General features: G+C 52.5%; 14 protein-coding genes. 11 read left to right on the top strand and 3 right to left on the bottom strand.

Going from position 1 to position 14,829, the window contains the following annotated elements; genetic code table 11:
* Nucleotides 1-156: 156 nt before the first annotated feature.
* A complete protein-coding gene (locus tag E1757_RS18445; RefSeq protein ID WP_133230719.1) occupies nucleotides 157-1,161 on the top strand; it encodes an AI-2E family transporter in 1,005 nt (334 codons plus the stop codon).
* Nucleotides 1,162-1,304: 143 nt separating this feature from the next.
* A complete protein-coding gene (locus E1757_RS18450) occupies nucleotides 1,305-1,574 on the top strand; it encodes a hypothetical protein (protein WP_133230721.1) in 270 nt (89 codons plus the stop codon).
* Between the two features lie 92 nt (nucleotides 1,575-1,666).
* On the opposite strand, the gene solA is transcribed toward E1757_RS18450, so the two are convergent.
* Nucleotides 1,667-2,845 carry an N-methyl-L-tryptophan oxidase gene (gene solA / locus E1757_RS18455; protein WP_133230723.1) on the bottom strand — a complete coding sequence of 393 codons (1,179 nt, stop codon included), beginning with the start codon at nucleotides 2,843-2,845 and terminating at the stop codon, nucleotides 1,667-1,669.
* A 218-nt stretch (nucleotides 2,846-3,063) separates the two neighbouring features.
* On the opposite strand from solA, the gene E1757_RS18460 reads away from it, so the two are divergent.
* The 4 genes from E1757_RS18460 (at nucleotide 3,064) to E1757_RS18475 (ending at nucleotide 8,223) form a co-directional block, all read left to right on the top strand.
* Nucleotides 3,064-5,460 (top strand): cadherin-like beta sandwich domain-containing protein, encoded by a 2,397-nt coding sequence (locus E1757_RS18460; protein WP_133230725.1) that lies wholly within the window; start codon nucleotides 3,064-3,066, stop codon nucleotides 5,458-5,460.
* 529 nt (nucleotides 5,461-5,989) lie between these two features.
* Complete coding sequence (locus E1757_RS18465; RefSeq protein WP_133230727.1) at nucleotides 5,990-6,592, top strand: xanthine phosphoribosyltransferase; 603 nt, start codon at nucleotides 5,990-5,992, stop codon at nucleotides 6,590-6,592.
* Between the two features lie 527 nt (nucleotides 6,593-7,119).
* The gene (locus E1757_RS18470; protein ID WP_133230729.1) at nucleotides 7,120-7,662 is read left to right on the top strand and encodes a dihydrofolate reductase family protein; all 543 of its coding nucleotides are present in this window, start codon (nucleotides 7,120-7,122) and stop codon (nucleotides 7,660-7,662) included.
* Between the two features lie 114 nt (nucleotides 7,663-7,776).
* Nucleotides 7,777-8,223: a DoxX family protein gene (locus tag E1757_RS18475; protein WP_246079268.1), complete on the top strand. Its 447-nt coding sequence runs from the start codon at nucleotides 7,777-7,779 to the stop codon at nucleotides 8,221-8,223.
* A gap of 234 nt (nucleotides 8,224-8,457) precedes the next feature.
* Here E1757_RS18475 and E1757_RS18480 read toward each other — a convergent pair whose 3' ends face one another.
* Nucleotides 8,458-8,712: a hypothetical protein gene (locus E1757_RS18480; protein WP_133230731.1), complete on the bottom strand. Its 255-nt coding sequence runs from the start codon at nucleotides 8,710-8,712 to the stop codon at nucleotides 8,458-8,460.
* A gap of 66 nt (nucleotides 8,713-8,778) precedes the next feature.
* On the opposite strand from E1757_RS18480, the gene E1757_RS18485 reads away from it, so the two are divergent.
* From E1757_RS18485 to E1757_RS18500, 4 genes are all read left to right on the top strand, one after another.
* Nucleotides 8,779-9,192, top strand: a complete 414-nt coding sequence (locus E1757_RS18485) for a BlaI/MecI/CopY family transcriptional regulator (protein WP_133230733.1) — start codon at nucleotides 8,779-8,781, stop codon at nucleotides 9,190-9,192.
* 3 nt (nucleotides 9,193-9,195) lie between these two features.
* A complete protein-coding gene (locus tag E1757_RS18490; protein ID WP_133230735.1) occupies nucleotides 9,196-10,050 on the top strand; it encodes a M56 family metallopeptidase in 855 nt (284 codons plus the stop codon).
* 64 nt (nucleotides 10,051-10,114) lie between these two features.
* On the top strand, nucleotides 10,115-10,822 hold the full coding sequence (locus E1757_RS18495; RefSeq protein ID WP_246079270.1) for a DsbA family protein: 708 nt from the start codon (nucleotides 10,115-10,117) through the stop codon (nucleotides 10,820-10,822).
* Nucleotides 10,823-10,825: 3 nt separating this feature from the next.
* Nucleotides 10,826-11,308: a disulfide oxidoreductase gene (locus E1757_RS18500; RefSeq protein ID WP_425464850.1), complete on the top strand. Its 483-nt coding sequence runs from the start codon at nucleotides 10,826-10,828 to the stop codon at nucleotides 11,306-11,308.
* A 67-nt stretch (nucleotides 11,309-11,375) separates the two neighbouring features.
* On the opposite strand, the gene E1757_RS18505 is transcribed toward E1757_RS18500, so the two are convergent.
* Complete coding sequence (locus E1757_RS18505; RefSeq protein ID WP_133230737.1) at nucleotides 11,376-12,548, bottom strand: ROK family transcriptional regulator; 1,173 nt, start codon at nucleotides 12,546-12,548, stop codon at nucleotides 11,376-11,378.
* A gap of 271 nt (nucleotides 12,549-12,819) precedes the next feature.
* Between E1757_RS18505 and xylA the strand changes: the two genes are divergently transcribed.
* Nucleotides 12,820-14,133: a xylose isomerase gene (gene xylA / locus E1757_RS18510; protein ID WP_133230739.1), complete on the top strand. Its 1,314-nt coding sequence runs from the start codon at nucleotides 12,820-12,822 to the stop codon at nucleotides 14,131-14,133.
* The last annotated feature ends 696 nt before the right edge of the window (nucleotides 14,134-14,829 follow it).

Raw genomic sequence — 14,829 nt, forward strand, 5'->3', positions numbered from 1 at the left:
CATATCATTGGAGGGAGCGGCTGTCAATATTCATTTTTGACAGATTCATTTTTCACTGGCGAAGTTAGGATGGAGAGAAGCGGGGAACTGCTCTAGTGGTCGGCGTTCATATATGCTAAACTGGTCTTAGCGGCTATGTGAAATGGAGATGAATGGATGGAAAGTGTCAAGCAGTTTTTTACCAATTTGACAGTACGACGGTTTTTCATCATTATACTGATCTGCATTCTGTTGATCTCGATAAGAGATATGTTGAATCTGGTGCTTTTAACGTTCTTAATCGCTTATGTGATGAACAGTCTGCAGCAAGCGGTATCAAGGAAAACAAGCAAATATTTGGTTATCAACAGCAAGCTCATCATCGTCATTCTTTATCTCGCGCTGGTTACGGTTGTCGTGTTTGCGATCGTTCATTACTTGCCGAAGCTGTTGCTTCAGATGAAGCAGCTAAAAGACGTGATGATCGGATTGACGAACATGCCGATGCCGGAAGACGAATTTTTGCGGTATTTATACCGGACGCTGAAAGATTTGAATTTGCAGGCCTACGTTAAGCAAGGGTTTGAATATATTTTGCGGGCCAGCAACTGGGGCACGACTTTCGTGATGTCGCTCATCCTGAGCTTCGTCTTTATTCTTGAGAAAAACAGAATCATCGCCTTTACGTCAAGATTGAAGGGAAGCAAAATTTCATGGTTGTACCAGGAGCTGGAATATTTCGGTAAAAAATTTGTGCTGTCGTTCGGCAAAGTGATCGAGGCGCAAATTTTGATCGCGCTCTGCAATACGGTGTTGACGACCATCGGGCTGTGGATACTGGGCTTCAACTATTTATTTGCGCTTGCCATCATGGTATTCCTGCTCAGTTTGGTTCCGGTAGCGGGCTTCATCATTTCGTTAATTCCGCTATGTATTATCGGATATAATATCGGCGGCTTGTCGATGGTCATTTATGTATTGATCATGATTGCCGTACTGCATTTTATAGAAGGCTATTTTTTGAACCCGAAGCTGATGTCTTCGAAAATGAACCTGCCGATGTTTTATACATTTGTCGTGCTGATTTTCTCCGAGCATTATTTGGGGGTATGGGGATTGATCGTAGGCATTCCGATCTTCGTCTTTTTGTTGGATATTCTCGATGTCGATACAACGTCATAAGCCGATATCACAAGGATAAACGCAAGGGACGAGCGCGTTTGTCAATCAAAGTATAAAAACTTATACTTTCTATAAAACTGTAATAAATCGCCAGCCTGCGCCGCTTAGCGGCAATCGGGCTGGCGATTTTTTGCGCCAGTGACTTGCAGTGCGTACGGGATGTGGGAGGACTGCACGCCGGTAAAACGGTGCAGGGAAGGCCGCGGCAGGGCGAACGGCCTGGATCCGGCGGGATAACGGCGTCGGTCGATATCCGTGCTGGAGATAGGCGTGTGAAGCAGGGGAGGCGGCAGTCGCAGCGGGTGGCGACGACGGTCTGCCCCGTGCGCCGAGTTCGAGGCGCACGATGGCTGACGGTCGGCGCGGCAGGGCGAACGGCCTGGATCCGGCGGGATATCGGCATCGATCGATAACCGTGCTGGAGATAGGCGTGTGAAGCAGGGGAGGCTGCAGCCGCAGCGGGTGGCGATGACGGACTGCCCCTAGTCGTGCGAGCCGCCGTACATCAGCCTTCGATTCGGAAGGCTGACAGGTCGCAGCGGCTGCGGCCGGTCGTCAGCAGCTCGCCGAGCGCTTCTCCAATTGCGCTGCTGAATTTGAAGCCGTGGCCGGATCCGCCCCCGGCCAGCCAGACGCCGGGTCGGCCGGGTAGCTGGCCGATCAGGAAATGCTCGTCAGGAGCGTTCTCGTACAGACAAACGCTCCCCCGGTTTAATCGCTGCGCTCCCGGCAAATAGCGCTGCGCAAACCGTTTCAGGTCGGCCTCGTCCTCAGGCCTCGTACCGAAGGGCGGCACCGGCAGGCCCGGTACGGCCGCTTCCCCGCCATTGTGCCGCCCGAGCTTCATACCGCCGCCATCCATGTCGGGAATGCCGTAATATTCCTCGCTGCCGCCGGTATTCACGATAAAGGCCGGGAACGAGCCGTGCCCGTACAAGCTTGGCGGCGCATCGAACCAGCCGACCGCCTTGCGCGTCGGGCGAATCCGGTCCGCGAGCTCGGTAACGAGCTCGCCAGCCCATGCACCGCCGCATACGAGAACGCGGTCCGCGTAATAAACGGCTGCGGCGGTGTGAACCGCCCGCGCTTGCTCCCCCGCGCCCGCAGCCGCGAGCCGGACGACTCGCGTGTCCGGCAAAAACCGCGCGCCGTAATGAAGGGCCAGCGCCTTGCTGGCGCGGATGACGGCTTCGCTGAACAGCACGCCGGCATCCGGCTCGTACAGGCCCGCCATCGGCTCCTGTACGGCGAAACCCGGCCACAGCGCTGTCAGCTCGGAAGCATCCAGCAGCTGATGCGCAATGCGGAAGGCTTCGCAGCTTTCCCGCTTGGCCTGCAAAAACCGGGAGCCGGAGTGGCCGATGCTGACGACGCCGGTCCGGCGGAACAGCTCCTGCGGCGCGCCTTCGTATATATGGCGGCGCGTCGGCTCCTGAATCGCCGCGGCTTCTTCGGCCAGCCGGGTCCAGAGCTCGCCGGCCCGCAGGGCGAGGGCCGCATATGCGGAGCCCATCGTGTAGGCCGTCCGGAAGATGCGGGTTTGCCCGTGATGGCTGCCGCTCTCATGCGGCGGGTTATGCGCGTCGATCAGAAGCACCTTCACGCCCGATTTGGCCAAATGATAGCCCGCGCTCATCCCGAAGCTTCCGGCTCCGACGACGATGACATCGTAGTGATGGTTCATGGCGGCAAATCGCTCCTTTCATACGGGAAGCTGCCGGATACCTTAAAGCACCCCGGGCAGCCATTTGACAACGTTGATTATCATTGCGGAAGCAGACTGTGAAAAGGTGAAATACCCCGCAAATAAACAAAATTAAATGGACAAGCGAAAGGTTAATCCTTACAATAATTAGTATATTAAACTAAAAGCACAGCTTTATCCATGGGGGAGGGACAGCAATGTACGCCTTGCAAAAACGGGGCAAGCTTTTGATTTGGTCCGTTTTGATTCTTATTGTATTGTATGCCGGTCTGGCACACGCTTTTACGGCGCAGGCCGAGGAGCAGGTGAAAGTAAATTTATCCGTACCAATCCATTATTGGAATTCCGTCGATCCCGTCGAAGGTTACGAGATTTCGCTGAAATGGTATGGCGACGGGTGGATACCATGGGACGGACAGCCGTCCAATATCGATGGAAATATTACATACAATGACTTGATGCCTGGGTATCCATATCGTTTGATGATAATGAAAAACGGATATTATCAATATGATGAGTTTTTCTATCTGACGTCCAGCCGCACGATACCGGTTACGCTCATCCCTATGACGGAGCCTCATGATCTTAGCTTCATGGATGAGGATATGACGGCGGGCCAGCTATCGGGATATTTGGAATGGACGGCTCCCGATATTTCAGAAGGAGCCTACACGCACTTCGGGGTTTATTTTGTAGACAAGGAAGATCAGATTATCGGGACGATAGTGCACGAAGCCGGCAAAGATGAGCATGACAGCTATCGTGTATTTGATACGCTTCTCATAGACATGCCAATTCCTGCCGGCGCACAAAAGCTGCGCGTATACAAATATACTGAAGGCGATCCTTCCAGTCTGAGAGCGACGCCTGCGGAGACTTACATATGGGATTTGCCTACAGCCCTGCCGCAAAAGATAACGATGATCGATAACGACCCGGCCCCGGGCGAAATCAATGGAACAGTTTATTGGGATCCGGCGGACGGCGATACGGGCGACAGCGAATATGTACTCCTCCGGACTTATTACTCTGATGTGACACCGGAGGAAATGGAAATCGTCGGCTCCGTGCCGTCGGGGCAGTATTCGTATCCGATTCGTGAATCCTTTTACGAATATCCAAGACTGTATTATATCGCTCTATCTAAAAACGGCTATATGTCCAATTTGGTGGCGCCCGTTGCAATTAGCGATAACATATCGGAACAGCCTGGACTCAGCGGGGAAGTCGATCCGGAAATCACAGCTCCGGGCAATCCGGTCTTTACCGACTTGGACTCCGCAGCGAACCAAATCGGAGGCACTTTGAGCTGGACTTATCCGGAATATAGGGACAACTTCGAGGTATACTTCCTGAACGTGAACAACCAAGTGGTAGGCTCGCTCATATCGGCTTATTTTGATTTTTTCTCCGGCTATGGCAGCGGAACGGACAGCTTCTTCTATTCCGTGCGTATACCGGATCATACGCCGATTCCGGCGGGCGCAACCCATCTGGGCGTATATATGAAAAACATTTACGTGGAGGGGGAGTTTCCGGAGCTATCGAAGCCTGCCGTGGTTCCGATCAACGACTTGATCCCGCCTAAAAGCCAAAACGCCGATCTGGCCGCGTTAACGACAGATCCGGCGATTACGCTGACGCCAAGCTTTTCAAGCTCGGTGAAGGATTATACGGCTACGGTATCGAGCTCGGTTTACAGCATCAAGGTTTCGGCCAAAGCCGCCGATGCGCATGCAACCGTCGTTATTAATGGAGCTGTTGTGCCATCCGAGAAAACGGTGGAAGTCAACCTCGTCCAGGGTCAGAACCCGATTCCGATCATCGTAACGGCGGAAGACGGCATGACAACGAAAAACTATAATTTGCTCATTATTAAAAATGCCCCGCTATCGGCCGATACGCAGTTGGGCAGCTTGACGTTGGGAGGGGGATTTAGCTTAACCCCGGGCTTCTCCAGGAATGAACCGAACTACACGACAGAAGTCAGCAGCGTCACAACCAGCATCACCGTGACGGCGGCGGTCTATGATTCACGCAGCCGAGTCCGTATTAATAACAGTGCGGAGAGCGTTTCGGTAACGGAGGTCGTCTACCTGAACGGATCCGTGACTCCTGTCACGATTACGGTAAAGGCCCAGGACGGAACGATAGGAACCTATTCCATATTGGTGAAAAGACCGGTATTGGCGATTGGCAGCGGCAGCGGAGCCTTCAACGGCAGCCGGCTGGAGGGCATTTCAAGCGGCACTACGGTGGATGCTCTGCTAAGCCGTCTCACCTTGCCAAGCGGCATTACGGCCAAGGTGACCGACAGGGCGACAGGCGCAACGATCGGGAAGGAGGCTCTCATCGATTCGAGCATGAAGCTCGTGCTGCTGGATGGAATAGGCAGTACAGTGTCGGCTTACGAGGTTAAGCTGCTGGGCGACATGATCCGCGAAGCGACAGGGGCGCAGCCGGGCAGCAAGCTCCAGTTCGGCCAACTGATCCAGTTTATTACATCGCCGAATAAAACTGACTTGACCGGCGACGGCCAGTTTAATGCGGCTGACGTCAGGAAAGTGCTGCTTGAACTGGCTCCCGTCAAATAACACTTCTGCATGGAAACAGCAGGAAGTGAACTCGTTCAGCTTTGCTGAACATCGGGGAATCAGATGGGGACTCTACCCCACCTGATTCAAGGCCCACCTTAGAGGGGGGGCTTAACCCGATAAAGTCGTAATCGAATAAATACAGAACCGGTTTCCGTCATGGGAGCCGGTTCTTTCTTGGAAGGCTAGGCCGTATCGAAACATAAATCCGTCGAACAGCCACTGGAAACAGCGTATAGCCAAAAACCGGTATGGGCAATGTATACTTTATCTTTGCCGGGACCATAAACAGGGCTTGCATAGAAGCGGGCTTAACCGGTACAAAATGGAAAATCCTTGGATTCATAAAGGGTTTCGACATATTATGGCGAATAATTATGGTAGTCGGATACGCCGGAATGGAAGCAGCCGGGCTCAGGTAAGCGCAGGATATAAAAAAACATTGAACGATTCATGTTCGGCACGACCGAAAACCATAACGTGCGAATATTGATGCTGGACGAAAGCTCGCATCCCGGAGGGGAATATGATGAGAGAACTGCATGATAAAATTAGGAATGAAGGAATTGTGCTCGGCGAACATGTGCTGAAGGTCGATACGTTCCTGAACCATCAGATCGATCCTGAGCTGATGATGAAGATCGGGCAGCAATTTGCGGACCGTTTTGCGGATGCCGCCGTGGATAAGGTGCTGACGCTGGAGTCGTCCGGCATCGCGCCTGCACTGATGACCGCGCTAGTGCTGAGAACGCCGCTGTTGTTCGCGCGCAAGCAGAAATCGCTGACGCTGACCGACAATCTATTCGTCGAATCGGTATATTCGTTCACGAAGCAGCAGAAGAGCGATGTGACCGTATCGCGGAAGTTTTTATCGCCTGGCGAGAAGGTATTGATTATCGACGATTTTCTTGCTCACGGCGAGGCGGCATTCGGTATGGTCCGCATCGTTAAGGCAGCCGGAGCCGAGGTCGCAGGCATCGGAATCGTCATTGAGAAGTCGTTTCAGGATGGCGGCCGCAAGCTGCGGGAAGCGGGCTTCAGGGTGGAATCGTTGGCCCGGATCGCGTCCCTTTCGGCCGAGAGGATCGAATTTATTCAGCAGGCGGGCATGCCGGCTTCGTCCCAGCCGTAAACCTTCGCAAGACAATATTTCCCGCATCGAATTCCCAGGTCACGGTCGCGCATCAGCCTGCCACATGTAACTGTATCGCATCTTAAGAAGATGAACACGTAACAAATGGATCAACTTCATTAAAACCATAGAAGGGACGGCCGAGAGCTTGTCCCTTTTTCATTTTATTACCGATTTATTGAATTATCCAATTTCAATTCCTTTTAGAAGAAGAATTACGGACGTTGCTGATCTCCAAATCGCCTGCATGACTTCCATTTCTGTTTACCCGTACGCTAACAAGAATGGATCATTATAAGGAGGCCAGCTTGATTCAGGGGAATCACCCGGATCGGCATCATCCTTAAATCCCATGTGACCCAAGTCGGAGTCGCTTGGGATTTTTTAATTGAACTCGCTGGCAGTCAAGGCTTAGTGGACAGAAACAAAAAACTTTTAAATATTCCTTTACAAGAATATTCCCGATGTGGTATATTCAATTCAAGGAAAATAACACATCGAAATAAAAACGCGAAGGAGAATGAAAAATGAGAAAAGTGATCGTATCGGAGTTCGTAACGTTGGATGGCGTAATGGAGGATCCGAGCTGGACATTCCAGTTCGGCAGCGAGGAGCAGGATAAGTTCAAGTTTGAGGAGCTCAAGTCGAGCGATGCGCTGCTGCTGGGACGCGTAACCTATGAAGGATTCGCAGCCGCTTGGCCGAACATGATCGAGGAGACAGGGGAATATGGCGAATGGATGAACGGCTATCCCAAACATGTCGTTTCCACGACCCTGGATCGGGCAGAGTGGAACAATTCAAGCGTGATCAAGGGCGATCTGGCCGAGGAAATTGCGAAACTGAAGAAGCAGCTGGGCAAAGACATTCTGGTTTTTGGTAGCTGCTCTCTCGTCTCGACACTCATGAAGCTTGGTCTTATCGATGAATACCGACTCATGGTGTTCCCTGTCGTGGTCGGCAGCGGAAAACGCCTCTTCAATGAAGGGATGGATATGACCTCTTTGAAATTAGCGGATACGAGGACATTCGAATCGGGTGTCGTCGTGCTCACGTACCAAAAAGCATAACGGTCTAATGGAACGGAGTCTTTTGGTAAAACCGGGAATGACGAAGTAGACGTAAATCGACGATGGATCGACTGGGCTAGGTAAGAAAAAACAGGGCAAAGGAGTGCATCATAAATGATGAATAAACAAAAGATCATCTACTGGATATTCACATCGTTATTGATTCTGCTAATGGGGGGAGGCGTCGTTCCTAATCTTCTATCCAGTCCAGAGTGGGTAGCAATATTTGAGCATTTGGTCTATCCCCCTTACCTGCTTCCATTCCTTGGTGCAGCCAAGCTGCTCGGAATTCTGGCTATTCTCATACCAAGATACCCACGATTAAAGGAATGGGCTTACGCTGGCTTTGTTTTCGATTTGAGTGGCGCGTTGTATTCTGTTTTGGCTATTGGAGATGCTTCGGGTGGAATTATTGTATTTTTCATCGGGTACGCACTCATCGCAGGGTCCTATATTTATTCTCTCAAGCTACAGAAAGCCAAATCGACCATAGCAGCTCCGAATCCTCACCCTAGAGATGGGGGGATGGGGAGAGTCGCTACTTATAGACAACAGTCATAGCCTGTATGTCTTACAGGACCGTGGATTGTGGAACGAAAACCTCGACAACTTGGAGCGTTATTTGCAGGAATTGCAATGTTGAAGAAAAAGCTTCCCTTTTATGCATGCAGGAAGCTTTTTCTTTATCCGATTACGACTTTATCGGGCTAAGAACCCCACCTCCAAGGTGGGCCTTGAATCAGGTGGGGTAGAGCCCCCATCTGATTCCCCGATGTTCAGCAAAGCTGAACGAGTTCACTGTTCGTGTTTTTCAAATTGACGCGGCCCGGCCAGGGCCGGATCGTGGCGAGCTGCACCAGAAACATCATTCAAACGCTGAACTGCTTTGCCGATCGATGCGGCGTGTTGTTCGGCTTTATTTGGTTGCTCTTGTTCCGGCTCGCAAGGCTCCAACAGCTCGCGAATGATGCGAAAGGCTTGGTGCTGCTTTCGTTCTTTATGTTTCAGCAGGAGCAGAATACTTTCCCATACCCGTTTTTCCTCCTGCAAGGATAAGCGTGAAGCTTGACAAGTTCGGACACCAACACTACAATTTGTAGTGTGAGGTGTGCGATAATGAAAATACATAATTTTAAAACCAACGAAAGTGGATTAAACCGTTTTTTCGGATCGCTGGAAGCCCGCATTATGGAAATTTTATGGGATGGCGAGGAAATGTCCATCAAAGATGTGCAGCATAGGCTGGAGTGTGAAAAGACGGTTAATTTCAACACGGTCATGACCGTCATGAACCGGCTGGTGGATAAACGGATTTTGCAAAAGCGCGTGGCGGGCCGATCATTTTTATACCATCCTGTCTTGTCCAAGCATGAGTTTCTGGAAACGCAATCGAAGGAGCTGACGCATGAATTAATGGAGGAATTCGGTTCCCTCGTGGTGAATCATATGTTGGATGCTTTGGAGGAGGCAGATCCTCAACTTATGGACAGGCTGGAGCAAAAAATTAAGGAACTGAAGAAGGGAACCTGAGCCATGCGCGAATACCGGTTATGGTCGAAGTTCATTTTTATCGCAGGCGTCTTGATTTCCGGGGTCCTTATTTTGCAGATGGGGTTATATGCGCTGCACGTCATTATGCATTGGAATGCGGATTATAACCTGATCGAGCTGTGCCATTCGATGCTGCAATCGTTCGGATTCAGCTTTGCCGGATACATTCTCCAGGCCGTCGTGTATCAAACTTTTTTCCTGCTCGTATTTATCGTTGTCAAACAAGCGGTACAGACCCGGAAATTCGCCGGCAAGCTGCAGGCATGCAGGGATGAAGCATGGACCCGCAGGCTGAACGAGAGCTACAGCACAGCCCGCGGGAGCATTACGGTCATCGACAGTCCGGAAGCAGTCGCTATGGCTGCAGGCGTGTTCAAACCGCACATCGTCCTGTCCACCGGTCTGCTGCAGCTGCTGAGCAATTGTGAGCTTCGCGCCGTCCTGCATCATGAGTGGCATCACGCCAAATCGTCGGATCCCGCAAAAACGTTCCTGCTGACGCTGTTCGCCTCCGCTTTATGGTACATCCCGATTTTGAAATGGTTTTTGCGCAATTATAAGATTGTGCGGGAAGTGCTGGCGGACGATTATGCGATGCGAAGGATGGGGACACCGGCGGAGCTGGGCAGCGCCCTGTTCAAGCTATTGAAGGGGGGCGTCCCGGCACGGTTGCCGATGTCGCATGTCTCGATCCTCGACACCTCGATCAACTACCGGATCCGGCAAATCGTCGAGCCCGACGCGAAGCTGAGGCTGAGCTGGCCGTTGGCGCCCGCCATCATTTCGATTCAGGTTGCTGCGGCGCTCTGTACGATGTTTGTCATAGTCCTGTACTAATTCATTCCAGCGTTTGCACCCGTTATCATTGAATCATCATCTTATAAGTAAAGGAAGAGGTCCGTTGAAAAAGAACACAGCCCAAAAACACAGCTACAAAGAGCAGCGCAAGCTGGAGGCGGCAAGACAGCAGAAAACGACGCAAAGAATGATCTGGATTACGGCGGTTTGCATCGTTGCGATCATTGCGGCCGTCATCGTCTTTAGACCGAAGGAAGCCCCCGCACAGATCGCTTATGACAAGCTGCCCCGACTGGGAGACGCCAATGCGCCGGTTAAAGTCGTGGAGCTGGGCGATTATAAATGCCCTTCATGCAAATATTTCAGCCAAACGATCGAGCCCCAGCTGAAAAAAGATTATATCGATAAAGGGCAGGTGGCCTTATACTTTTCCAATTTCGTATTTATCGGTCCGGATTCGAACACTGCGGCATTGGCGGCGCAATCGATTTATCATCAAAATAATGATGCGTTTTGGAAGTTTTATGATGTGGTCTATAAAAATCAGGGGGACGAAAAGGTGCAGTGGGCAACGCCGCAATTTCTCGTAGACTTGGCGAAAAAAGAAAAGCTGCCGGTTGATTATGACTTGCTGCTGAAAGATATTACGACGAAAAAGTACCAGAACGAGATTGACGAGCACAACGAATTCGCCCGCAAAAACCAGGTGAACAGCACGCCGACATTGTTTATTAACGGCAAAAAGCTGGACAATTCGATGGATTACAACGCGATCAAAGCGGCGATCGATAAAGCCGGGAAGGGTGAATAGCGGGTGAGCCCGATCCTTCAAGCCGCCAAGCGGCACGCGCTGTATTGGGCATGGGTGGTGTCGCTGGTCGCGACGCTTGGAAGCTTGTACTTCAGCGAAATATTGGGCTATGAGCCGTGCAAGCTGTGCTGGTTTCAACGTATTTTCATGTATCCGCAGGCGATCCTGCTCGGGATGGCCTGCTACCGCAACGACCGCAAAATGGCCGCGTACTTGCTGCCTCTGAGCATCATTGGAGGATGCATTTCGCTATATCATGTTGCCGAACAAAAAATTCCCGCCTTGGCCAAGCTGCTGCCATGCACCGTCGGGGTGCCCTGCAACGAGGATTACATCAACTGGCTCGGCTTTATTACCATTCCGACTTTGGCGCTGATCGCCTTCGTCCTGATGACCTGCTTCCTGCTGCTGCAAAAGCGTACGTTGAGAGAAGAGGAGGAGCTGGAAAATATGGAGGAGCCGGAGAGAGGGCAGACGCAGGCGTAGTAATGCCGGCCGGCCGGCCGGAATGCCGCCTGTGCGCCGCCCGGCGCATCGTCCGGGAAGCACCGGGCTATTCGACCGACACCTTGGTGGACGCGAAAAAGCGGGATATCGCGAAGGAGGCTGCCCCGAGCAGGGTGGAACGGCCCTGCAGCTCCGAAAACTCGATGCGCAGCTGCGCCCTAGGGAACGGCAGCGAACGTTTCTCCATCACTTGCAGGATCGGCGGGAGCAGCCATTTTTTGGCGTTTACGATGCTTCCGCCGATAATAATCAGCTCCGGATTGAAGCTGTTGATCACATTGACGAGTCCAATCCCCAGGTAACGCCCCATCCGTTCGAACAGCTCCACAGCCTCTGCTTCGCCTTCCGCCGCGCGTTGGATCAACGTTTCCACATCGATCGAAGCATCCCCCGATTGCTTGCGCGCTTCATCCAGCAGCGCCTGCTCCGATGCGTACAGCTCCCAACAGCCGACATTGCCGCAGCGGCAAGCTTTACCGTTCAGCTCGATCGACAGATGGCCCATCTCACCGGAGAAGCCGGATACGCCGCGGTACAGCTCCTCCTTGATGATAACGCCGGTACCGATTCCGCTGCTGATGCTGACATAAATCAGATGCGAGGCGTTACGGCCCGCGCCGAACTGTTTCTCGCCGACGGCGCCCGCGTTCGCCTCGTTGTCGATCACGACGGGAATGCCGAATTCCCGTTCGACCCGCTGCTGCAGCGGCACATCGGCCCAGCCGAGATTCGGCGCGAACAGCACGCGGCCGTTATCGTCGCTGATGCCGGGAATGCCGATGCCGATACCTACGACGCCGTAAGGGCTTGCCGGAGCGCGGCGGATCATTTCGCGGATGCAGTCGGCCAACTCGCCGATGACCGATTCGACAGACGTATTGCCGTGGGCCGTTCTGTATTCCTCGATGATCTCCCCCTTCAGATCGGTAAGAACGGCCGCAATTTGCCCGACGCCCAGATCGACGCCCACCGCGAAGCCTGCAGCCTGGTTGAACAGCAGCATCATCGGCTTGCGCCCGCCGCTTGACTCGCCCGTCCCGATTTCATGCGCCATGCTGCTTTCGATCAGCTCGTTGACGAGCGTCGATACGGTTGCTTTGGTCAGCCCGGTCAGCTCCGCGATTTTCGCTCTCGATACCGGGGCATGCTGCTTGATATGCTCCAGCACAATCGATTTATTAATTTTTTTCACGAGGTTCAAATCGCCTGTTTGTTTCATGGATGTCCCCTTCTTTTTGTTGAGTTGCCAGAAAGTATATGCTTATATACTTTGCTTCGCGCAACCTTGGCAAACGCGCCCGACCCCAAAGGACGGTGAAGCCGTTTATCCCGGACGCGTCAGACGTATAGATTGTAGCATGAAATAGAATAATGTTCACGCAACTAAGTTAGTTTAATCAATTTACAAACTTTCAATTCGATGTTATAGTTAGGATGCAAACGTTTTTATTGAGCTAACATCATTAACTTTTCATTCGGAGGGACGAATAATGAGTTATTTTAATCAGGCGAAAATTCAGTACGAAGGCAAGCAATCGAACAATCCGCTGGCGTTTAAGTTTTACAACCCGGATCAGGTCATTCTCGGCAAAACGATGCGCGAGCATCTCCGTTTCGCGGTAGCCTACTGGCATTCCTTCTCGGCTAACGGATCGGACCCGTTCGGCGCGGGCACCTATATCCGCGGCTGGGATCGTTTCAGCGGCATGGATCAGGCTAAAGCGCGGGTGGAAGCCTGCTTCGAGCTGCTTCATATTCTTGACGTCGACTACTTCTGCTTCCATGACCGGGATATCGCTCCGGAAGGCAGCACGCTGCAGGAAACGAACGCCAATCTGGACGTCATTGTCGGGCTGATCGAGGAGCAGATGAAAGCAACCGGCAAAAAGCTGCTCTGGAACACCGCGAATATGTTCACGAATCCGCGTTTCGTTCACGGCGCGGCTACGACCAACAATGCGAATGTGTACGCTTATGCCGCAGCTCAAGTGAAAAAAGCGCTGGAGCACGGCAAACGTCTGGGCTCGCAAAACTATGTATTCTGGGGCGGCCGCGAAGGCTACGAGTCGCTGCTGAACACCGACATGGGGCTGGAGCTTGACAACCTGGCGAGGTTCATGCACATGGCCGTCGATTATGCCAAAGAAATCGGCTTTGACGCGCAGTTCCTGATTGAACCGAAGCCGAAGGAGCCTTCGAAGCACCAATACGATTTCGACGCGGCTACGGCGTTATCGTTCCTGCAAAAATACGACCTGATGAAGCACTTCAAGCTGAATGTGGAAGCGAACCATGCTACATTGGCCGGCCATACATTCGAGCATGAGCTGCGCGTGGCGCGGATTAACGGCGCACTCGGTTCGATCGACGCGAACCAGGGCGACATGCTGCTTGGCTGGGATACCGATGAATTCCCGACCGATCTGTATTCGACGACGCTGGCCATGTACGAAATTTTGCTCAATGAAGGCGGAATCGGCCGCGGGGGCGTTAACTTCGACGCGAAGCCGCGCCGCACCTCGTTCGAGCAGGACGACCTGATCTACTCCCATATCGCGGGCATGGATTCATTCGCGCGCGGATTGCAGGTTGCCGCCAAGCTGATCGAAGACCGCGTATTCGAAAATATCGTCGAAGAACGTTACGCTTCGTTCAAATCCGGCATCGGCGCCGACATCGTCTCCGGCAAAGCCAACTTGCGCACGCTGGAAGCGTACGCGCTGGAAAATCAATCGTTCGAATTGAAATCCGGACGCGTCGAGCTGATCAAATCGGTCATCAATCAATATATCATCAACGCGTAAGCGTATCGTTACGCATCCGGTATTCCGGCTGTGCCGCGGTTATTACGCCGCAATCCGCCTAATCAAAGCCGCCCTGACCGATGAATCGGCCGGGGCGGCTTTTTGTGGTGCGCCCGGCATGGGCGATAACTAGGCGGTGAAAGTCCGCTACAGGCTTGGCAGTAGGAACTGTTAGCCGAAGGCAAGGGTGTCCGTCGCGAGGCGGAATCTGAAGGAAGCCGGAGGCAAACCCTCGGTCTGACGAACAGAAATCACATACAAGGCATGGTGAGACGGACGAGCTTGCCATACAAAGCAAAGTCCAATACTGCCCGAATCTCATCATGTAGATGTGGCAGATAGATGAGGGGAAAGTTATCGCTCTTACCCGGGGAGGTCTCACAGACGTGAAGTAGGGAAAAAAAATCCGAAAGACGGAGTAAAGCTCGCTGTGAGAAGTCAGCAGAGGCCATAGTACGGGTGCCGCGACAGCGGTGAACGGAAGGGCTGAACAATCGTAAGTCTCGAGTACAGACTGAAAGGAGAATCGATGCGATGAAAGCAGAATACCGGAAGGGCTACCGGCAAAGAGATAGCGTGGAACGCGAAGGGGATGCAGGAGCGCGGAGCATCGAAGCTCGGGAAAGGAAAGAAAGGGACGGTGCAAACGACCTGCTGGAACGCATACTGGACAGAGATAATCTGAACCGAGCGTAC

This window comes from Paenibacillus piri, assembly GCF_004354045.1.
GTDB classification, from domain to species: Bacteria; Bacillota; Bacilli; order Paenibacillales; family NBRC-103111; genus Paenibacillus_S; species Paenibacillus_S piri.